This is a genomic window from Agromyces sp. NPDC052230 (assembly GCF_040679595.1).
In the GTDB taxonomy this organism is placed as follows: domain Bacteria; phylum Actinomycetota; class Actinomycetes; order Actinomycetales; family Microbacteriaceae; genus Agromyces.
The window spans coordinates 152,851-172,500 of the sequence record NZ_JBFAVC010000006.1; the positions used below are offsets into that span (position 1 = coordinate 152,851).

Genomic DNA, 19,650 nt, shown 5'->3' on the forward strand with positions numbered 1-19,650 from the left:
GGAGCTTCGGTGATCGCAGCCGTTGGCGCCGACGCTAACGCACGCGATGCTCGGTCGGAAGGGCTGCCGGCCTCGCGACCCGACCGTGCTCCAGCGCGACCACCCGGTCGACGAATTCCGGGTCGACCGTGGTGTGCGAGATGAGCAGGACGGTGCGGCCTGATCTCGCCGCGGCATCCGTGAGGTCGCGCAGCAGCGCGTCGGCGCGATCGGGGTCGACGTTCGCGGTCGGCTCGTCGAGCACGAGCACTGGGAAGTCGGCGAGCATGGCCCGGGCGAGCGCGATGCGCTGCGCCTGCCCGCCCGACACGAGCGCGCCCCGCTCGCCCACCCGGGCATCGAGGCCACCGCGTTCCCGCACCCATCCGCCCAGGCCCACCCGCTCCAGCACGTCGAGGAGCTCGTCGTCGCTCGCCGTGTCGCGCGCGAAGATGAGGTTCTGCCGCAGGTCCTCGTCGAACAGCCACGGACGCTGCTCGACGAGTCCCACCAGCCGCCGTACGGCGCGGGGGTCGAGGGTCGACGCCTCGACGCCGCCGAGCCGATACGAGCCCGCGTGATCGAGGAACCGCACGAGCACGTGCGCGAGGGCGGTCTTGCCGGCTCCCGATCCACCGCGCACCAGCACCCGCTCCCCAGGCGCGAGGTCGAGGTCGAGTCCGTCGAGCACCGGCTGCAGCGGGTCGTCGGGGCCGTCGAGGCGCGGCCAATGGGCCCGGATGCCGCGGAGGCTGATCGTGGGCGGAGGCGAGGCCGCGGGCGGCGGCGCCGGATCGGCGGGCGCGCGCGGGATTCCGTCGGGCACCTCGCCGGGGACGGCGTGCGCGACCCGCTCGGCGCTCGACCGCGCGAGGCGGAGGGCGCTCGCCGCGAGCGGCAGCGCGGCGGCGACCTCGGCGATCGCGAGCGGCACGAGGCAGAGCACCGCGAACGTCGGTCCGTCGATGCGTCCGGCCTCGAGGAGCGGGGCGGATGCCGCGAGGCTGGCCGCCACGGCGACGCCGCCGACGGCGGTCATGGCCGCTGACGCCGCACCGGTTGCCGCCGCCCGTGCGCGCGTGGCACGCCCGAGCCGCGCGCCGATCGCCTCGATGGCGCGGCGCCCCGCGGCCGCCGAATCGAACGCCACCAGCACGTCGAGCGCCTGCACGTGGTCGACGATCGCGGCCTGCAGCTGTCCACGCAGGGGCGCGAGCGTGCGCTCGGCGCGCACCGCCGCCCAGCGCTGCACGAGCAGTGTGCCGCCGACGCCCAGCACGAGGCACCCGAGCACCGCCACGGCGGATCCGGGTGCGATGAGCGCAACGCCCACGACCGAGAGCACGAGCACCACGAGCGCGCTGATCACGGGCTGCACCACGCGAAGGGGCACGTTCTGCAACTCGTCGACGTCGCCGACGAAGCGCGCCAGCAGGTCGCCGCGCCGGGTCGCAGCGAGGCCGTCGGGTGCGACCGGCAGCATCCGCTCGAACACGCCGGCCCGGATCTCGGCGAGTTGCCGGAAGGAGGCGTCGTGGCCCGTCAGGCGTTCGAGGTAGCGGAACACGGCGCGGCCGAGCGCGAAGGCCCGCACCCCGACGATGCCCAGCGAGAGGTAGAGCACCGGCGGCTGTTCGGCGGCGCGGGCGATGAGCCAGGCCGAGCAGGCGAGGAGCGCGACGGCCGATCCGCCCGAGGCGATTCCCGCGAGCACGGCGGGGAGAAGCCGGCGAGCCGACGGCACGGCGCGTCGCAGCATGGTGCGGGTGGGATCAGGCATGCACCACCGCCAGGTCATGCGCGGTGTCGGCGAACGCGACGAGTCCCGATCGGTGGGTCGCCACGACGATGACGCGGCCCTCGGCGGCGAGTTCGCGCAGTGCGCCGCCGAGCTCGGCCTCGCGACGCGGGTCGAGCGCCGAGCTCGGCTCGTCGAGCAGCAGCACGCGGCCCTCGCGCGCAAGCAGACGGTGGACGGCCCGTGCCGTGGCGACGCGCTGGGCCTGTCCGCCCGAGAGTCCGGCGCCGCCGGGGCCGAGCCGGCGCTCGGGGTCGAGTTCGACGCCGCCGAGGCGCAGGGCCCGGTCGAGGAGTTCGGGCGCCGCCGACTCGTCGCCGAGGCGCACGTTGTCGACGATCGACCCGGCGAAGAGCGTGGCCGTCTGGCCGGCCCAGGCGATCGCCGACCGATCACCGGGGCGGAGCGGCCGACCGTCGAGCAGGATCCCGCCCTCGGACGTCTCGAACCCCAGGATCGCCGCGAACAGCGACGACTTGCCCGAGCCGCTCTCCCCCGTGATCGCCGTCACCGCACCGGCCCGCGCATCGAGGCGGACGCCGTCGAGCACGACCCGGTCTCCCCGCCGCACGCGGACGTCGACCAGGCGGAGGCCCGACCCGTCACTGGAGCCGAGCTCGGCGGCAGGAGCAGGAGTCGGCGCGAAAACGGGAGCGGCGGCACTCCCAGCGGCCTCGCCGCCCGGTGCCGCGGCATCCAGCAGGTCGAACGCATCCGTCGACGCCGTCACGCCCTCGGCCGAGGAATGGAACGCGGCGCCCACGTTCCGCAGCGGCAGGAACACCTCGGGCGCCAGCACGAGCACGAACAGCCCGGGTGCGAGCGTCATGTCGCCCGAGACGAGTCGCAGGCCGATCGACACGGCGACGAGCGCGACCGAGAGGCTCGCCGCGAACTCCAGCGTGAAGCCCGAGAGGAACGTGATGCGCAGCACCTTCATGGTGCGCGACCGATACTCGTCGGTGACCGCGCGGATGCGGCCGACCTGGCGTTCGGCGCGCCCGAACACCACGAGCGTCGAGAGCCCGCCGATGACCTCCAGGAATCCCCGGGAGAGCGTGGCGAGGGTGGCCCACTGCCGGCGCTGCACCGCGCCCGTCGCGAGGCCGATGAGCGCCATGAACACGGGGATGAGCGGCAGCACGATCACGAGCACCAGCCCCGACAGCGGGTCGGCGATCCACGCGGCCGCGATGAGGATCGGCGTGAGGATGACGCTCAGCACCAGCTGCGGCAGGTAGGCGCCGAAGTAGCCGTCGAGCGCGTCGAGCCCCGGGCCGAGGAGCGTGGCGATGCGCGCCGTGGGAAAGCCCGGAACGCCGGTCGGTCGCGCCTCCAGCGCCTCGAGGAGCTCGGCTCGCAGCTCCGCCTTCACGCGCAATGCGCCGGCAGAGCCCGCCAGGTCCCAGAGCCAGGCCGCGATGGCCCGAACGGATGCCGCGACGACGAGTGCGACGAGGAGCGGCCAGGCCTGCGGCATCCGCTCGCCCTCGATGAGCCCGACCACCAGCGACGCGAGCGCCCAGGCGAACACGAGCACGGCACCCGCCTGTACGAGCGCGAGCGCGCCGCCCGCGAGGAGGAACCAGCGGGCAGCACGTGAGCGCCGGATGAGTCGGGGATCGAGAGGCTTCACGGTCAGTGCACGGCGGCGGCGGCCTCGACCGAGGCACGCGTGACGCGCTTGCGGAAGATCCAGTACGTCCAGCCCTGGTAGACCAGCACGAGCGGCATGAACACGAGCGCGACCCAGCTCATGACGGTGAGCGTGTACTGCGAGCTCGACGCGTTCGCGATCGTGAGGCTGTTCGCCGGGTCGTTCGACGCGGGCATGACGTCGGGGAAGAGCGCCGCGAACAGCGCCGCCACGGCCGTGGCGACCGTGATCGCGAGGAACGTGAACGCGATGCCCTCGGCACCGCGGGCGTTCGCCAGCCAGCCCGCGATGAGGGCGAGGGCGGCCACCGCCGCGAGAACCCAGAACCAGAACGTGCCGAACGCGAGACCCGTCCAGACGAGGAAGCCCGCCGCCACCAGGATCGTGGCCATGCCCGAGCGACCGGCGAGCCGCCGGGCGCGGAGGCGCAGGTCGCCGTCGGTCTTCAGCGACACGAACACCACGCCGTGGGTGAAGAACAGCAGCAGCGTCGTGAGACCGCCGAGCAGGGCGTACGGGTTCAGCAGGTCGAACAGCGTGCCGGTGTAGTTGTGGTCGGCGTCGAGCGGAACGCCCTGCACGATGTTCGCGAACGCGACGCCCCAGAGGAGCGCGGGCACCGCCGAGCCGACGATGATCATCAGGTCGAACCGGCGCTTCCACTGCGCCTCGGGTCGCTGGTGCCGATACTCGAATGACACGCCGCGTGCGATGAGCGCGAGCAGGATGAGGAGCAGCGGCAGGTAGAACCCCGAGAACAGTGTCGCGTACCACTCGGGGAACGCGGCGAACAGCGAGGCGCCGGCGACGATCACCCACGTCTCGTTGAGGTCCCACACGGGGCCGATCGTGTTGATGACGACCCGCCGATCGGTGTCGTCGCGACCGAGGAACGGCAGCGACATCCCGACGCCGAAGTCGAAGCCGTCGAGTACGAAGTAGCCGACGAACAGGAACGCGACGATCCAGAACCAGAGCACCGTGAGATCCATTGCGTTTCCTCCTAGTACACCGTGGTGGCGGGTTCGACCCGGCCGGTCTCGGGATCGGGCTCGCCGACCTCGGGAGGCCCGTTCTGGATCGCCCGGATCACGAGCCGCACCTCGACCACCGCGAGCGCGCCGTAGACGATCGTGAATGCGACGAGCGAGATGAGCACGTCGAGGCCGGTGACGTTCGGAGAGACCGCCGAGGCCGTCGGCAGCAGGCTGAAGACGATCCAGGGCTGGCGGCCCATCTCGGTGAAGATCCAGCCGACGCTCATGGCGGCCATCGACAGCGGGAAACTCCAGACGGCGATCTTCCACACCCACGGCTGTCGCGGCGTGCGGCCCTTGCGGGTCAGCCACAGGCCGACGACCGCGATGAACACGTGCAGGAGGCCGAGCCCGATCATCCAGCGGAACGACCAGTAGGTCACCCAGATGATGGGCGTGTAGTCGCCGGGACCCCAGAGTTCGGTGTACTGCGCCTGCAGGTCGTTGATGCCCTCCACGCAGCCGTCCAAGGTGTGCGTCGACAGGAACGACAGCAGGTACGGCACCCGGATCGAGAAGAGCTCGGTGCTCCCGTCGGGCGTGCCGAGCGTGAAGAGCGAGAACGAGGCGGCTGCGCCGCACACGGTGTCGTAGGTGGCCTCGGCGGCCGCCATCTTCATCGGTTGCGTGGCCACCATCGCGAGGCTCAACTGGTCGCCGAAGAGGGTGGTCAGGAGGCCGGCGCCGACCATCGTCCACAGCCCGAACTTCAGGGCGGGCCGCATGGTGTCGAGGTGCTGGTTGCGCGCGAGGTGCCAAGCCGCGGCACTGATGATCAGGCCGGCCGTGACCATGAAGCTCGCGGCGATGGTGTGCGGGAAGGCGGCGAGCACGACCGGGTTGGTGAGCACCTCCCAGATGTCGACGAGCTCGGCGCGGCCCTTCTCGGCGTTCAGCTCGTAGCCCACCGGGTTCTGCATGAACGCGTTCGCCGCGAGGATGAAGTACGCCGACACGATGGTGCCGACCGCCGTCGCCCAGATGGTTGCGAGGTGCAGTCCGCGTGGCAGCTTGTCCCAGCCGAAGATCCAGAGCCCGATGAAGGTCGCCTCGAAGAAGAAGGCGAGCAGGCCCTCCATGGCGAGCGGCGCCCCGAACACGTCGCCGACGAAGCGCGAGTACTCCGACCAGTTCATGCCGAACTGGAACTCCTGCACGATGCCGGTCACCACGCCCATGGCGAAGTTGATGAGGAAGATCGTGCCGAAGAACCGGGTGATGCGCAGGTATTCGGCCTTGCCGGTGCGGTACCACGCGGTCTGGAAGACGGCCGTGACGGTCGCGAGGCCGATGGTGAGTGGCACGAACAGGAAGTGGTAGACGGTCGTGATGCCGAACTGCCATCGGGCGAGGAGCAGCGGGTCCAGCAGTTCGTTCACGGAGGTCCCTTTCACGACGTGGCGACGGTTCCGATGAGATTCTACAACTCGTAGAAGACCGTTCTTCTACCGAGCGTAGAACATTCGGGGCTGCGGCGGTACGCTGGGGTCATGGCGAGTCTCGGCGAACTCGAGCGGTCCGTGATGGAGCTGCTCTGGACGAACGATGCTGCCCTCACGGCGAACGAACTGCGCGACACGCTCGCCGTGCGCGCCGGCTCGAGCCGCACGGTTGCGATCACGACGATGCTCACCGTGCTCTCGCGGCTCGAGCGCAAGGGATTCGTGTCGCGATCGCGCGACGTGCGCCCCCACCGCTATCGGGCCCTCCTCAGTCGCGAGGAGCACACCGCCGAACTCATGCACGAGGTGCTCGACCAGTCCACCGATCGCGCCGCGGCCCTCGCGCGCTTCGTCGGCACGGTGAGCGAAGGCGAGGCGAACACGCTGCGGCGACTCCTCGACGAGCTCGCACACCACTGACGTGTTCCTCGTCGCCGGCGTGCTCGGCGCGCTCGCCCTCGCGCTCGCCTGGCCGGTGCCGGTGCTGCTCTCGCGAGCGGCGTGGCCGGCCCGGGCGCCCGCGGTCGCACTCGCCCTGTGGGAGGCCATCGCGCTCGCGGGCGGGTTGTCGATGATCGGATGCCTCCTCGCCTTCGGTGCGGCGCCGGGCGGTTCGTTGCCCGCCGCCATCGCCGACCTCGCCCCGGTGCTCCTCGAAGGGCCCATCCCTCCGGCCTACGGCGCCCTCGAGATCGCGGCGCTCGCGCTCGCCGGCGCGGTGGCCCTGCTGCTCATGCTCAACCTCGCCTTCACGGCAGTACGCGCCGAACGGGAGCGACGCCGCCAGCACCAGCTCGTCGACGTCCTGAGCCATCCCATGCCGGGCGACCCGCGTACGCGCGTGCTCGCCCACCCCGTGCCGCTCGCCTACTGCGTGCCCGGCATCCGCACCACCACTGTGCTCACCGACGGCCTCATCGAAGCGCTCGACCAGGATGAACTCGCGGCCGTCATCGCCCATGAGCGCACGCACCTCGACCAACTGCACCACCTCGTTCGCCTCGCGTTCCGCGCGTGGCACAGCGCCATCCCGTGGTTCCCCATCGCGAATCGCGCCGAGCGCTCGGTCGTCACCCTCACCGAGATGCTCGCCGACGACGGCGCCCGTCGCCAGGTCGGCACCGCCCCACTGCGGGGTGCGCTGCTTCGGGTGGGGAACGCGGGTGAATCGGGTGCCATCGCCGATGCCGGGCCGGGGGCGAGCCCCGATGCGGCGATGCTCGCGGCGCGCCTGGAGCGCCTGGATCGCGTCGATACCCCGACCGACGTGCGAGAGGGTGGCGAGCCGCTGCCGCATACCGTTGGCGGCGTGGTGCTCGCGGCATCCGTGATCCTCGTCGCCATCCCCCTGGGGGGCTACGCGGCGCTCCTCGGAATCGTCCCCTAGTGTGAGGCGGCGGCCGGTCCCCGCGGATACGCTCGAACGGTGAACGAGCTCCTCGACTGGATCCTCGACACGGTGCAGTCCGTCGACCCGGTCGCGCGCACACTGCTCGCCGGTCTCGGCATCATGCTCGAGACCTCGGTGCTCATCGGACTGGTCGTGCCGGGCGACACCATCGTGCTGGTCGCGTCGACAGCCGTCGGGGGGCCCGTCGAGTACATCGCCCTCGCCCTCACCGTCATCGCGGGCGCCATCGTCGGCGAGAGCATCGGATTCGGCATCGGGCGGTGGTTCGGGCCGCACATCCAACGCTCACGGCTCGGCCGACGCATCGGCGAGGAGAACTGGGCGCGTGCGCAGCGGTACCTCGACCGGCGCGGCGGCCCGGCGGTCTTCATCTCGCGGTTCCTGCCGGTGCTGCACTCGCTGATCCCGCTCACCGTCGGCATGAGCACCATGCGGTATCGCAAGTTCATCGCCTGGACGCTGCCCGCGTGCGTGATCTGGGCCTTCTCGTACGTCACCGTCGGCTGGCTCGCGGCCGACGGATACCGGGAGCTCAGCCGCGAGCTGCACTGGGCCGGCTACGCCTTCGTCGCGGTCATCGTGCTGTTCCTCGTCGTGGTGTGGGCGATCAAGAAGGCGCTCGTGCGCGCCGAGGCCAAGCACATGGAGGAGGCCGAGAGCGCGATCGTGCCTCCCGTGGGGCCCGACGGGGTGGTGCGGATGGTCGAGGTCCTTCCCGGTGACGACGAAGGGCCGGACGCCGAAGCGTCCGACCCTCCTGGCCATCGCGGGAACCGCTAGAAGAGCGATTTCTCGGCGAGCCAGTCGGCGGCGATCTGGTCGGCCGACTGCTGCTCGTTGACGCTCAACGCGTTGAGGGCCACGAGGTCCTCGGCCGTCAGTGCCTCGCTCACCGTGTTGATGACCTCGGCGATCTCGTCGGTGACCTTCTCGCTCACGACCGGAACGACGTTCGACGCGAGGAAGAGACCCTCGGGGTCTTCGAGCGTCACGAGGTCGTTCGCGGCGATGTTGGGGTCGGCACTGTAGATGTTGACCATCTGCACCTGGTTGTCGACGAGGGCCTTGAGGGTCAGCGGGCCGCCGCTGTCCTCGATCGGCGTGAAGGCCACATCGACGCCGTACACCGACTTCAGACCTTCGGGCCCATACGGACGCGTGGCCAGCTCGGAGTTGCCACCGAGCGTGATGGGCGTCGTGACGTCCTTCAGGTCGGCCAGGCTCGTCACGCCGTTCTCGTCGGAGAACGCCTTCGTCACGTTGTACGAGTCCTGGTCGGTCGCGGGCGACTGGTCGAGCACGCGCAGGCCCTCGGGCAGCGACGTCTCGAGCTCGGCGTACACGTCGTCGCTCGTGGTGGCCTCGGTGTCGGGCACGTAGTACTGGAGGAGGTTTCCGGTGTATTCGGGGAAGACGTCGATCGCGCCATCCTCGATCTCGGGGATGTAGACCTCGCGCTGGCCGATGCGGAACTCGCGCTCGACCGTGTAGCCGTTCTCCTCGAGCGCCTGGGCGTAGATCTCGGCGATGATCTCGTTCGAGTAGTAGTCCTGCGAACCGACGACGAGGGTCTCGGACGAACCCTCGCCCTCACCCGATCCGCTGTCCAGCGGATCACCCGATGCACACCCTGCCAGGGCCACTGTCGCCCCGACCGCGACCGCTGCCAGGGCAACGAGCCGGCCTTTTCCTGCTGTGATCATTCTCAGATTCCCTTCGGTGTTGGGTTACCCCACGGCCGCCCGCGGCCGGGTCGGCCGGGAGCGGAGTTCGGTGGTGCGAGTGGCCCGCACGCCGGCGGGCACGACGAGGCGCTGCACGATCGCGAAGAGCCCGTCGACGAGGAGCGCCAAGACGATCACGAGGATCGAGCCGCCGAGCATCTCGCCGTAATCGCGGGTCTTGAGTCCGGCGAAGATGAAGCGGCCGAGTCCCTCGTCGGCGATGTACGCGGCGAGGGTCGCGGTCGCGATGATCTGCAGCGTCGCCGAGCGGATGCCGCCGACGACGATCGGCATGCCGAGCGGCAGTTCGACCTTGCCGACGATCTGCCCCTCGCGCATGCCCATCGCCCGGGCCGCGTCGATGGTGCGCCGGTCGACGGACTCGAAGCCCGCGTACGCGCCGGCGAGGAGCGGCGGGATGGCGAGGATGACGAGTGCGAGGATCGGCGCCCCGAGGCCGATGCCGATCCATGAGCCGAAGAGGGTGAGAACGCCAAGGGTCGGCAGCGCGCGGAGGCCGCCGGACATCCGGACGGCGAGCTCACGTCCGCGGCCGGTATGCCCCACCGCCCCGCCCACGGGCAGGGCGATGGCCGCCGCGATGACGAGCACCACGAGCGAGACCCACAGGTGCTCGGCGAGGCGCTGCGGGATGCTGCCGGAGCCGGTCCAGTTGACGGGGTCGGCGAGCCAGGCGAGGGCGTCGAGGAAGAGGTTCACACATCCTCCTGCTTCACGAGCGTCGTGGAGGCGACACGTGCGGTCGCGGAATCGGCCCGGGACCACGGCATGAGCAGGCGCCCGAGCGCAACTGTGAGCCAGTCGAGCACGAGCGCGAGCACGATGGTGGCGACGATGCCCGTGATGATCTCGACCTGGATGCCCCGCTGGAACCCGTCGGTGAAGAGGCTGCCGAGGCTCTGCACGCCGATCACCGCGCCGACGGTGGCGAGGCTCACCGTGCTCACGATGACCACGCGGAGGCCCGAGAGGAGCACGGGGCCCGCGAGCGGCAGCTGCACGGCCCAGAATCGCCCGGCGGACGAGTACCCGATCGCGGTGGCCGACTGCAGCACGTCGCCCTCCACGGCGTCGAACGCGTCGGCGGCCGTGCGCACGATCACCGCGACACCGTAGAGCGTCAGCGCGATGACGAGGTTGAGCGGCGATCGCAGGCTCAGGCCCGTGACCGCGGGGAGGGCGATGAACAACGCGAGCGACGGGATGGCGTAGAGGAGCGCGCACAGCGACAGCAGCACGCCACGCGACCACCGGTACCGGTGGGCGAGCCATCCGATCGGGACCGACACCACGAAGCTCAGTATGATCGCGGGCACCGACAATGCCAGGTGCACGAGCATGAGCTCGCCGACCCGGTCGAGATTCGACCAGAGCCAGTTCACGATGCCAGGACGCCGGCCGGGCGACCGTCGGCGTCGACGACGAGCCGCCGCCCATCGATCTCGGTGATGTGCAGCGCCCGCTTGCCGCGCCTCGCACCGACGAAATCCGCGACGAAGTCGTCGGCCGGGTTCGCGAGGATCTCGGCCGGCGACGCCGCTTGCGAGATCCGGCCGCCCTGCTGCAGGATGACCACCTGGTCGCCGAGGAGGAACGCCTCGTCGATGTCGTGCGTCACGAACACGACCGTCTTGCCCAATTCGCCCTGGAGGCGCAGCAGCTCCTGCTGCAACTCGGCCCGGACGATCGGGTCGACCGCCCCGAACGGCTCGTCCATCAGCAGGATGTTCGGATCGACCGCGAGCCCGCGGGCTACGCCCACGCGCTGCTGCTGCCCACCCGAGAGCTGCGCCGGGTACTTGTCGGCGAGCGAGCGGTCGAGCCCCACGGTGTCGAGGAGCTCGAGCGCATGCGCCCGGGCCTCCCGCTTGCTCGTGCCACGCAGGACCGGCACGGTCGCGACGTTGTCGACGACCTTGCGATGCGGCAGCAGTCCCGAGTTCTGCATGACGTAGCCGATGCCGCGTCGGAGGGCCACCGGATCGACGGTCGCGACATCCGTGCCGTCGATGAGCACCTGCCCGGCCGTCGGGTCGATCATGCGGTTGACCATGCGCAGGAGCGTCGTCTTGCCGGAGCCCGATGAACCGACGAGCACGGTCGTCTTGTGCGCGGGCATCACGATGTCGACGCCCTCGACGGCGACGGTGCCGTCAGGGAACTGCTTGGTGACGCCGCGGAACTCGATCATCTGGCCGCCTCAATCCGGTCGGGTGGTCACCTGAACCAACTGGTTCCAGCCAAACACCATTCCCGCCGCGCGGCAACGCGACGCACGCCGCGCCGACGTCAGGCGGCGCTGCGGGCGGCGCGCACGCCGCTCAGATGGTCCGAGAGGTACTCGTGCACGAGCCGCTTCGCCTCGGCGAGGTATCGCTCGTCGCCGGCGGCGTCGCGCTGGAACGCGCGACTGATGAGCGCGTCGCCCAGCTCGATCGCCACACCCAGACGGAACCGCAGTTCGGCAGCGTCGGTGTCGGTCTCGAACTCGGCCTCGATCAACTGCGCCATACGATGGGCGAACTCGGGCTCGACGTCGCCCTCAGCGGTCTCTCGCCGGCCGGCGCGCACCACGCTGAACCCCGGCTCATCGCGGTAGAGCGCCGCGCACGAGTCGAGGGCGACATCGACGACGTCGCGCCACGTCTCGATCTCGGTACGCGCCATGTCGTCGGCGACTCGTTCGCGGTAACGGCGGATCGAACGCTCGCGGAGCGCCTGCACCACGGCCACGCGATCGGGGAAGTACCGGTACACCGTGCCGATCGACGCGCCGGCCCGCTCGGCGACCATCTGCGTGGTCAGGCGCTCGAAACCCGTCTCGTCGACGATCTCCGCCGCGGCGTCGAGCAGCGCGTCGAGTCGCTGGGTGCTGCGTCGCTGGGTCGGCTCCGTGCGCACCGCTCGCTTGCGGCTCGGATCGGCCCCAAGGATCAGGTCGACTTTCGGCACGGAACCTCCCTCATTTGCGGGGTCCACTCTACCCGGCGCATCCGCCGCGGGCCGACCACGGTCGCGTGCCGCGTTTCGCGACCGCCTCGCGGCCCATGACAGACTGAGGGGATGCCGGTGAGCTCCCCCACCCCGGCCGGATCCCGCGAGCGGCAGGTCCGGCATCGAGCCGCGCGATTCGAGGATTGGCTCCACGACATCCGCGAGCGCTGGGCCCGGCGTCGTGGGCACGTGCCGACGGTGGTGCCGTACACCGGCTACGGGTCCACCGAGTGGGTGCGCGTCTTCTGCCGCGTGCTGCTCACCCGCCCCCTGCCGGCCGACGCGTCGAAGCGCCGCCGTCGTCGGCGTGAGCAGGGCATCCGCGGCTGGCGGAGCTTCACGAGCGTCCCGGTCGGCAATGTGCCCGTGATCATCGAGATCGGCGACGAGCGCATCGAGGTCCTGGCCGACCGTGGCGGCGTCGTGGACACGAAGGTCCCGGTCACCCTCGAACCCGGTTGGCACCAGGTGTCGCTGCGAACGGAGGGCGCGGAGACCGTCGAGGCGCCGGTGTGGATCGTCGGGCCCGAGGTGCGCTTCGGCCTCATCTCCGACGTCGACGACACCGTCATGGTCACGGCGCTCCCCCGCCCGTTCGTCGCGTTCTGGAACACGTTCGTGCTCGACGAGCACGCCCGGATCCCCACGCCGGGCATGGCCGTGCTGTACGAACGTCTCGTGCGCGCCCACCCGGGGGCGCCCGTGATCTACCTCTCGACGGGCGCATGGAACGTCGCACCGACCCTCACGAGGTTCCTCTCGCGCAACCTCTACCCGGCGGGTCCCCTCCTCCTCACCGACTGGGGGCCCACGCACGATCGCTGGTTCCGCAGCGGCCGTGCGCACAAGGAGGAGAACCTCCGCCGCATCGCGAGCGAGTTCCCCGAGATCCGCTGGCTGCTGGTCGGCGACGACGGGCAGCACGACGAGGAGCTCTACGCCCGGTTCGCCGCCGAGCATCCCGAGCGCATCGCCGCGGTCGCCATCCGCCGCCTCTCCACGGGTGAGGCGGTGCTCGCCGGCGGACGCAACAAGGCCGAACAGCACGGCGCGAACGTGCCGTGGGTGTCAGCGAGCGACGGGTCGAACCTCGCCGATCAGCTGGCCGACGTCGGCGTGCTCTGACTCGCGTGTGAGCGCCGGATGCGCTCCAGCCCGCGGTTCACGTCGCGCGCCCAGAGCGGACCGCGGTAGATGAAGGCCGTGTAGCCCTGCACGAGCGTCGCGCCGGCGTCGAGGCGCTCCTGCACGTCGGCGGCGGTGTCGACGCCGCCCACCGAGATCACGCACAGCTCGGCCGGTACGCAGCCCCGGATGAGCCGGAGCACCTCGAGCGACCGGGCGGCGAGCGGCGCGCCGGAGAGGCCACCTGCGCCGATGCCGTCGACGACGGATGCCGCGGTGCGAAGCCCCTCGCGCGAGATCGTCGTGTTCGTGGCGATGATGCCGTCGAGCCCGAGCCGAACCACGAGCTCGCAGATGCGCAGCACCTCGTCGTCGGCGAGGTCGGGCGCGATCTTCACGAGGAGCGGCGTCGTGCCGGCCGCGGCGCGCACTGTCTCGAGCAGCGGCGCGAGCGCGTCGAGCTCCTGCAGGCCGCGCAGGCCCGGCGTGTTGGGCGAGCTCACGTTGACGACGAGGTAGTCGGCGTACGGCGCGAGGAGGCGCGCGCTGCGCTCGTAGTCCCCCACGGCGTCCTCGACGGGCGTCACGCGGCTCTTGCCGATGTTCACGCCGAGCACCGGACGGTGGGTCAGACGTGCGAGCCGCGAGAGGCGGCCGGCCGCGGCATCCGCCCCGCCGTTGTTGAAGCCCATGCGGTTGATGAGCGCGCGGTCGGCGACGAGGCGGAACAGGCGGGGTCGCTCGTTCCCCGGCTGGGCGATCGCCGTGATGGTGCCCACCTCGACGTGGCCGAAACCGAGTTGCCCGAGGCCCCGCACGGCGAGGCCGTCCTTGTCGAAGCCGGCCGCGACGCCGAACGGCGACGGGAAGCGGAGGCCGAGCGCCTGCACCGCGAGCGACGTGTCGGGGGCGGTGAAGCGCTCGACGAGCCGGCCGAGACCGAGGGTCGGCAGCATTCGGATGAACCGGAATGCGACGTGATGCGCGTCTTCGGGGTCGAGGCGGCTGAGGACGAGGGAGAAGAGGAGTCGATACATGCCGCCACTCAGGCTATCGGAGGGCTGCATGGCGGCCGTTCGCCTCACTCGACGGGACGCGCGGGGAGCCGGCCGTGCTCGGCGCGCAATTGCCCGATCGCCGACTCGAAGTCGTCGAGCGACTCGAAGGCCTGGTAGACGCTCGCGAAGCGGAGGTACGCGACCTCGTCGAGCTCGCGCAGCGGCGGCAGGATGGCGAGGCCGATGTCATTGGCCTCGATCTGCGACGCCCCCGTCGACCGGATGGTCTCCTCGACCTTCTGCGCGAGCACGGCGAGGTCGGAGTCGGTGACCGGCCGTCCCTGGCAGGCCTTCTTCACGCCCGCGACGACCTTCTCGCGGCTGAACGGCTCGATCACACCCGAGCGCTTGATCACCGCGAGGCTCGCCGTCTCGGTCGTGGAGAACCGCCGGCCGCACTCTGGGCACTGCCGGCGCCGCCGGATCGAGAGTCCGTCGTCGCTCGTGCGCGAGTCGATGACGCGGGAATCCGGGTGACGGCAGAAGGGGCAGTACATGGTGCTCCCAGCCTAGGGGTCAGTTCGCGAAGCGCGCCGCCACGGCCTCGCCGTGCGCAGGCAGGTCCTCAGCCGTCGAGAGCGCCGCGATCGCGGGGGCGACCTCGCGCAGCGCGTCCGCCTCGTAGCGCACCACCTGCTGCGGGCGCAGGAACGTCGCCGCAGACAGTCCGGCCGCGTAGCGAGCCTGCCCGCCCGTGGGCAGCACGTGGTTCGACCCGGCGGCATAGTCGCCGAGGCTGACTGGCGAGTAGTCGCCGATGAAGATCGCTCCGGCGTTCTCGATGCGCGCGAGCGCCGCGTCGTTGTCGCGCACCTGGATCTCGAGGTGCTCGGGGCCGAACGCGTTGGCGAAATCGGTCGCCTGCTCGAGGTCGTCGACCAGCACGAGGGCCGACTGCGCACCCTCGACGGCCGTGCGCACCCTCGCCGAGTGCTTGGTCGCGGCGACGCGCACCTCGAGTCGCTCGAGCACCCGGGCGGCGAAGTCGGGCGACTCGGTGACGAGCACGGATGCCGCGAGCTCGTCGTGCTCGGCCTGGCTCACGAGGTCGGCGGCGACGAAGTCGGGGTCGGCGGAGTCGTCGGCGATCACGAGGATGTCGGTGGGCCCCGCCTCGGCGTCGATGCCCGTGACGCCCTGCACGAGCCGCTTGGCGGCGGCGACGAACACGTTGCCGGGGCCGGTGACCCGCTGCACCGGTTCGAGCCCGATGCCGGGCACGCCGTATGCGAAGGCACCGATGGCACCGGCGCCGCCCATGGCGTACACCTCGGTGATGCCGAGCAACGCCGCGGCTCCCGCGACGATGGGGTGCACGCGCCCGCCGAACGCCTCCTGCGCCGGCGATGCGAGGGCGATCGAGCGCACGCCCGCAACCTGTGCGGGAACCACGTTCATGACGACGCTCGAGGGGTACACGGCCTTGCCGCCGGGCACGTAGAGGCCGACCCGGGCGACCGGCTGCCAGCGCTGCTCGACGACGGCGCCGTTCGCGAGCACGGTGCGCTGCGGGGCGGGCACCTGGGCGCGGCTCGCGGATCGCACGCGCTCGATGGTCGCCTCGATGGCCGAACGGATGTCGGGCTCGAGCGCCTCGAGCGCCGCGGCGAGCTCTTCGGCCGGCACCCGCACGGCGGTGGGTCGCACGCGGTCGAATCGCTCCGCCTGGTCGAGCAGCGCCGCCTCGCCGCGCTCCCGCACGTCATCGATGAGGGCCCGAGCACCGTCGAGGGCGGCCGGGACATCGGTCGCGGCACGCGGGACGAGGGCGAGCAGTTCGGTGGCAGACGGACGGGTTCCGCGGAGATCGATGGTTCGCAGCATGGCCGTTCCAGCGTACCGGGGCACGCTGGGCGCAGCCTCGGCGCCCGTCACACGAGGCAGTTCGGCCCGAGCAGGCTTTTCAGCTCGCCGTAGAGGTCGGCCGTCACGCGCACCGGGTACGGGAGCTCGAAGACGCGCGCCGTGCGACCCTTCACGAGTTTCAGCCGCACCTCGGTGTCGCCCCGATGCCGGATGAGCACGTCGCCGAGGGCCGAGATCGTGTCGGTCGTGGCGCGCACGTCTGGCAGCGAGATGACGACCGGCCCCGACTCGTCGCCCTGGCCGAGCTCGGGCGAGAACACGCTGTAGGCGTGCAGGTTCATGCCGTCGTCGCGCAGGCTCACCCGCCCGCGCACGACGACGATCGAGTCGCTCTTCAGCCCCGGCGCGAACTCCTGGTACGCCTTGCCCATGAACATGACCGTGATCTCGCCCGAGAAGTCCTCGACCTGGATCATGCCGTACTGGTTGCCGCTCTGGCGGGCGACGCGGTGCTGGACGCTGGTGACGAGCCCGGCGATGGTGACCGTGTCGCCGTCTTGTGTGGAATCCGAGCTGACGAGCTCGGTGATCGTCGTCGAGGCGTGCTTCGCGAGCGGTGCCTCGAGGCCCGCAAGCGGGTGATCGGAGACGTAGAGCCCGAGCATCTCGCGCTCGAAGGCGAGCTTGTCGCGCTTGGCCCACTCGGGCCGGTCGGGCACGAGCGATGGGGCGGCGTCGCGCTCATGGTCTTCGAAGAGGCTGTCGAAGTCGAACCCGATGTCGCCGACCTCCTCGGCGCGCTTCTCCTTCACGGCCGACTCGACTGCGCCCTCGTGGATCTCGACGAGGGCACGGCGGGTGTGGCCGAGCGAGTCGAACGCGCCCGCCTTCACGAGCGATTCCACGGTGCGCTTGTTCGCCACCTGCACCGGCACCTTCTTCAGGAAGTCGTGGAACGACTCGAACCGGCCCTTCTCCTCGCGGGCGCCCCGGATCGCGTCGACCACGTTGAAGCCCACGTTCCGCACCGCGCCGAGCCCGAACCGGATGTCGTCGCCGACGGCGGCGAAGAAACCGATGGACTCGTTCACGTCGGGCGGCAGCACCTTGATGCCCATGCGGCGGCACTCGTTGAGGTAGAGCGCGAGCTTGTCGCGCGCGTCACCGACGCTCGTGAGGAGCGCCGCCATGTACTCGGCCGGGAAGTGCGCCTTGAGGTACGCCGTCCAGTAGCTGAGCACGCCGTAGGCGGCGGAGTGCGCCTTGTTGAAGGCGTAGTCGGAGAACGGCAGCAGGATGTCCCAGAGGGTCTTGACAGCGGCATCCGAGAAGCCGTTGGCCTTCATGCCGCCGGAGAAGCCCTCGTACTGCTTGTCGAGTTCGGACTTCTTCTTCTTGCCCATCGCGCGGCGCAGGATGTCGGCCTGGCCGAGTGAGAACCCGGCGACGCGCTGGGCGATCGCCATCACCTGCTCCTGGTAGATGATGAGGCCGTAGCTCGTGTCGAGGATCTCCTTCAACGGCTCCTCGAGCTCGGGGTGGATGGGCGTGATCGGCTGGAGCCCGTTCTTGCGAAGCGCGTAGTTGATGTGCGAGTTCGCGCCCATGGGCCCCGGGCGGTAGAGGGCGATGACGGCCGAGATGTCCTCGAAGTTGTCGGGCTTCATCTGGCGCAGGAGCGAACGCATCGGTCCGCCGTCGAGCTGGAACACCCCAAGGGTGTCGCCGCGGGAGAGGAGCGCATACGCCTCGGGGTCGTCGAGCGCGAGGTCTTCGAGCACCGGCCGGAAGCCGCGGTTGGCCTCGATGTTGTCGAGCGCGTCGTCGATGATGGTGAGGTTGCGCAGCCCCAGGAAGTCCATCTTGATGAGGCCGAGCGCCTCGCACGCGGGATAGTCGAACTGCGTGACGATCTGGCCGTCCTGCTCGCGCTTCATGATCGGGATGATGTCGACCAGCGGGTCGCTCGACATGATGACACCCGCGGCGTGCACGCCCCACTGGCGCTTCAGGTTCTCGAGGCCGAGCGCCGTCTCGAACACCGTCTTCGCCTCGGCGTCGGTCTCGATGAGGGCCCGGATGTCGCCGGCCTCCTTGTACCGCGGATGCTGCGGGTCGACGATCCCCGCGAGCGGGATGTCCTTGCCCATGATGGTCGGGGGCATCGCCTTGGTGAGCTTCTCCCCCATGCCGAACGGGAAGCCGAGCACCCTGGAGCTGTCCTTCAGTGCCTGCTTGGCCTTGATGGTGCCGTACGTCACGATCTGGGCGACGCGCTCGTCGCCGTACTTCTCGGTGACGTAACGGATCACCTCGCCGCGGCGGCGCTCGTCGAAGTCCACGTCGAAGTCGGGCATCGAGACGCGAGCGGGATTCAGGAACCGCTCGAAGATGAGCCCGTGCTGCAACGGATCGAGGTCGGTGATGCGCATCGCGTAGGCCGCCATCGAGCCGGCGCCCGAACCGCGGCCCGGGCCGACGCGGATGCCGTTGTTCTTCGACCAGTTGATGAAGTCGGCGACCACGAGGAAGTAGCCCGGGAACCCCATCTGGGTGATCACGCCCACCTCGTAGTCGGCCTGTCGGCGCACCTCGTCGGGGATGCCGTTCGGGTAGCGCACGTGCAGTCCCCGCTCGACCTCCTTGACGAACCAGCTCTCCTCGCTCTCGCCCTCGGGCACGGGGAAGCGGGGCATGTAGTTCGCGCTGGTGTTGAACTGCACGTTCGCGCGTTCGGCGATGAGCAGCGTGTTGTCGCAGGCCTCGGGGTGGTCGCGGAAGACGTGCCGCATCTCGGCCGCGCTCTTCAGGTAGAAGTCGTCGGCATCGAACTTGAATCGGTTGGGGTCGTCGAGCGTCGAGCCGGACTGCACGCAGAGCAGTGCCGCGTGGCTCTTCGCGTCGTGCGCGTGCGTGTAATGCAGGTCGTTGGTGGCCAGCAGCGGGAGGTCGAGCTGCTTCGCCAGCCGCAGCAGGTCGTCCATGATGCGCCGCTCGATGCCGAGCCCGTGATCCATGATCTCGGCGAAGTAGTTCTCGCGCCCGAAGATGTCGCGGTAGTCGGATGCCGCCTTCAGCGCCTCGTCGTACTGCCCGAGCCTGAGGCGCGTCTGCACCTCGCCCGACGGGCAGCCCGTGGTGGCGATGAGGCCCGACGAGTAGGTCTGGAGCAGCTCCCGGTCCATACGGGGTTTGAAGTAGTAGCCCTCGATGGACGCGCGGCTCGACAAGCGGAAGAGGTTGTGCATGCCCTCCGTGGTCTCGGAGAGGAGCGTCATGTGGGTGTAGGCACCCGAGCCCGACACATCGTCGCCACCACCGCCGCCCCAGCGCACGCGGGTCTTGTCGCTGCGGTGCGTGCCCGGCGTGATGTAGGCCTCGGTGCCGATGATCGGCTTGATGCCGGCGTCCGTCGCCTGCTTCCAGAAGTCGTAGGCACCGAACACGTTGCCGTGGTCGGTGACCGCGACGGCGGGCATGCCCTCGTCTTTGGCCTTCTGGATGAGCTCCCCGACCCTGGCCGCGCCGTCGAGCATCGAGTACTCGCTGTGCACATGCAGGTGGACGAAGGAATCGGCGGCCACTGGGCTCCTCTTCG

Annotated in this window: 17 protein-coding genes; 4 read left to right on the forward strand and 13 right to left on the reverse strand. The window is 70.4% G+C overall.

The window, feature by feature from the left end; all coding sequences use genetic code 11:
• Positions 1 to 34: 34 nt before the first annotated feature.
• The 4 genes from cydC to AB0K73_RS14330 are packed head-to-tail and all read right to left on the reverse strand — an operon-like array spanning position 35 to position 5,850.
• A complete protein-coding gene (gene cydC / locus AB0K73_RS14315; RefSeq protein WP_360514118.1) occupies positions 35 to 1,759 on the reverse strand; it encodes a thiol reductant ABC exporter subunit CydC in 1,725 nt (574 codons plus the stop codon).
• Positions 1,752 to 3,413: a thiol reductant ABC exporter subunit CydD gene (gene cydD / locus AB0K73_RS14320; RefSeq protein WP_360514121.1), complete on the reverse strand. Its 1,662-nt coding sequence runs from the start codon at positions 3,411 to 3,413 to the stop codon at positions 1,752 to 1,754. Before cydD ends, cydC begins: the two co-directional genes overlap by 8 nt.
• A 2-nt stretch (positions 3,414 to 3,415) precedes the next feature.
• Positions 3,416 to 4,426, reverse strand: a complete 1,011-nt coding sequence (gene cydB, locus AB0K73_RS14325; protein WP_360514124.1) for a cytochrome d ubiquinol oxidase subunit II — start codon at positions 4,424 to 4,426, stop codon at positions 3,416 to 3,418.
• Positions 4,427 to 4,437: 11 nt separating this feature from the next.
• Complete coding sequence (locus AB0K73_RS14330) at positions 4,438 to 5,850, reverse strand: cytochrome ubiquinol oxidase subunit I (protein ID WP_360514127.1); 1,413 nt, start codon at positions 5,848 to 5,850, stop codon at positions 4,438 to 4,440.
• 111 nt (positions 5,851 to 5,961) lie between these two features.
• Here AB0K73_RS14330 and AB0K73_RS14335 point away from each other — a divergent pair, with 111 nt between their 5' ends.
• The 3 genes from AB0K73_RS14335 to AB0K73_RS14345 are packed head-to-tail and all read left to right on the forward strand — an operon-like array spanning position 5,962 to position 8,104.
• Positions 5,962 to 6,333 (forward strand): BlaI/MecI/CopY family transcriptional regulator, encoded by a 372-nt coding sequence (locus tag AB0K73_RS14335; RefSeq protein WP_360514130.1) that lies wholly within the window; start codon positions 5,962 to 5,964, stop codon positions 6,331 to 6,333.
• A 1-nt stretch (position 6,334) separates the two neighbouring features.
• Positions 6,335 to 7,300 (forward strand): M56 family metallopeptidase, encoded by a 966-nt coding sequence (locus tag AB0K73_RS14340; protein WP_360514133.1) that lies wholly within the window; start codon positions 6,335 to 6,337, stop codon positions 7,298 to 7,300.
• 39 nt (positions 7,301 to 7,339) lie between these two features.
• The gene (locus AB0K73_RS14345; protein WP_360514136.1) at positions 7,340 to 8,104 is read left to right on the forward strand and encodes a DedA family protein; all 765 of its coding nucleotides are present in this window, start codon (positions 7,340 to 7,342) and stop codon (positions 8,102 to 8,104) included.
• Here the strand turns inward: AB0K73_RS14345 and AB0K73_RS14350 are convergent.
• The 5 genes from AB0K73_RS14350 to AB0K73_RS14370 all read right to left on the reverse strand — a co-directional run bounded on the left by AB0K73_RS14350 (position 8,101) and on the right by AB0K73_RS14370 (position 12,021).
• A complete protein-coding gene (locus AB0K73_RS14350; protein WP_360514139.1) occupies positions 8,101 to 9,027 on the reverse strand; it encodes an ABC transporter substrate-binding protein in 927 nt (308 codons plus the stop codon). The two genes, AB0K73_RS14345 and AB0K73_RS14350, sit on opposite strands and share 4 nt — an antisense overlap.
• A gap of 24 nt (positions 9,028 to 9,051) precedes the next feature.
• The gene (locus tag AB0K73_RS14355) at positions 9,052 to 9,768 is read right to left on the reverse strand and encodes an ABC transporter permease (RefSeq protein ID WP_360514142.1); all 717 of its coding nucleotides are present in this window, start codon (positions 9,766 to 9,768) and stop codon (positions 9,052 to 9,054) included.
• The gene (locus tag AB0K73_RS14360; protein WP_360514144.1) at positions 9,765 to 10,451 is read right to left on the reverse strand and encodes an ABC transporter permease; all 687 of its coding nucleotides are present in this window, start codon (positions 10,449 to 10,451) and stop codon (positions 9,765 to 9,767) included. The genes AB0K73_RS14355 and AB0K73_RS14360 overlap by 4 nt, the downstream gene beginning before the upstream one ends.
• Entirely contained in the window at positions 10,448 to 11,260 is an 813-nt protein-coding gene (locus AB0K73_RS14365; protein ID WP_360514147.1) for an ATP-binding cassette domain-containing protein, read from the reverse strand. The genes AB0K73_RS14360 and AB0K73_RS14365 overlap by 4 nt, the downstream gene beginning before the upstream one ends.
• Positions 11,261 to 11,358: 98 nt before the next feature.
• Positions 11,359 to 12,021 (reverse strand): TetR/AcrR family transcriptional regulator, encoded by a 663-nt coding sequence (locus AB0K73_RS14370; RefSeq protein WP_360514149.1) that lies wholly within the window; start codon positions 12,019 to 12,021, stop codon positions 11,359 to 11,361.
• Positions 12,022 to 12,138: 117 nt separating this feature from the next.
• Between AB0K73_RS14370 and AB0K73_RS14375 the strand changes: the two genes are divergently transcribed.
• Positions 12,139 to 13,188: a phosphatase domain-containing protein gene (locus AB0K73_RS14375; protein ID WP_360514152.1), complete on the forward strand. Its 1,050-nt coding sequence runs from the start codon at positions 12,139 to 12,141 to the stop codon at positions 13,186 to 13,188.
• On the opposite strand, the gene AB0K73_RS14380 is transcribed toward AB0K73_RS14375, so the two are convergent.
• Genes AB0K73_RS14380 through dnaE form a run of 4 tightly spaced genes read right to left on the reverse strand, consistent with a single transcriptional unit; the run spans position 13,161 to position 19,636 of the window.
• The gene (locus tag AB0K73_RS14380; RefSeq protein ID WP_360514155.1) at positions 13,161 to 14,225 is read right to left on the reverse strand and encodes a quinone-dependent dihydroorotate dehydrogenase; all 1,065 of its coding nucleotides are present in this window, start codon (positions 14,223 to 14,225) and stop codon (positions 13,161 to 13,163) included. The two genes, AB0K73_RS14375 and AB0K73_RS14380, sit on opposite strands and share 28 nt — an antisense overlap.
• Positions 14,226 to 14,269: 44 nt before the next feature.
• A complete protein-coding gene (gene nrdR / locus AB0K73_RS14385; RefSeq protein ID WP_360514158.1) occupies positions 14,270 to 14,743 on the reverse strand; it encodes a transcriptional regulator NrdR in 474 nt (157 codons plus the stop codon).
• A 19-nt stretch (positions 14,744 to 14,762) separates the two neighbouring features.
• The gene (gene hisD / locus AB0K73_RS14390) at positions 14,763 to 16,070 is read right to left on the reverse strand and encodes a histidinol dehydrogenase (protein WP_360514161.1); all 1,308 of its coding nucleotides are present in this window, start codon (positions 16,068 to 16,070) and stop codon (positions 14,763 to 14,765) included.
• A gap of 47 nt (positions 16,071 to 16,117) precedes the next feature.
• Positions 16,118 to 19,636, reverse strand: a complete 3,519-nt coding sequence (gene dnaE, locus AB0K73_RS14395; RefSeq protein WP_360514164.1) for a DNA polymerase III subunit alpha — start codon at positions 19,634 to 19,636, stop codon at positions 16,118 to 16,120.
• Positions 19,637 to 19,650: the final 14 nt, after the last annotated feature.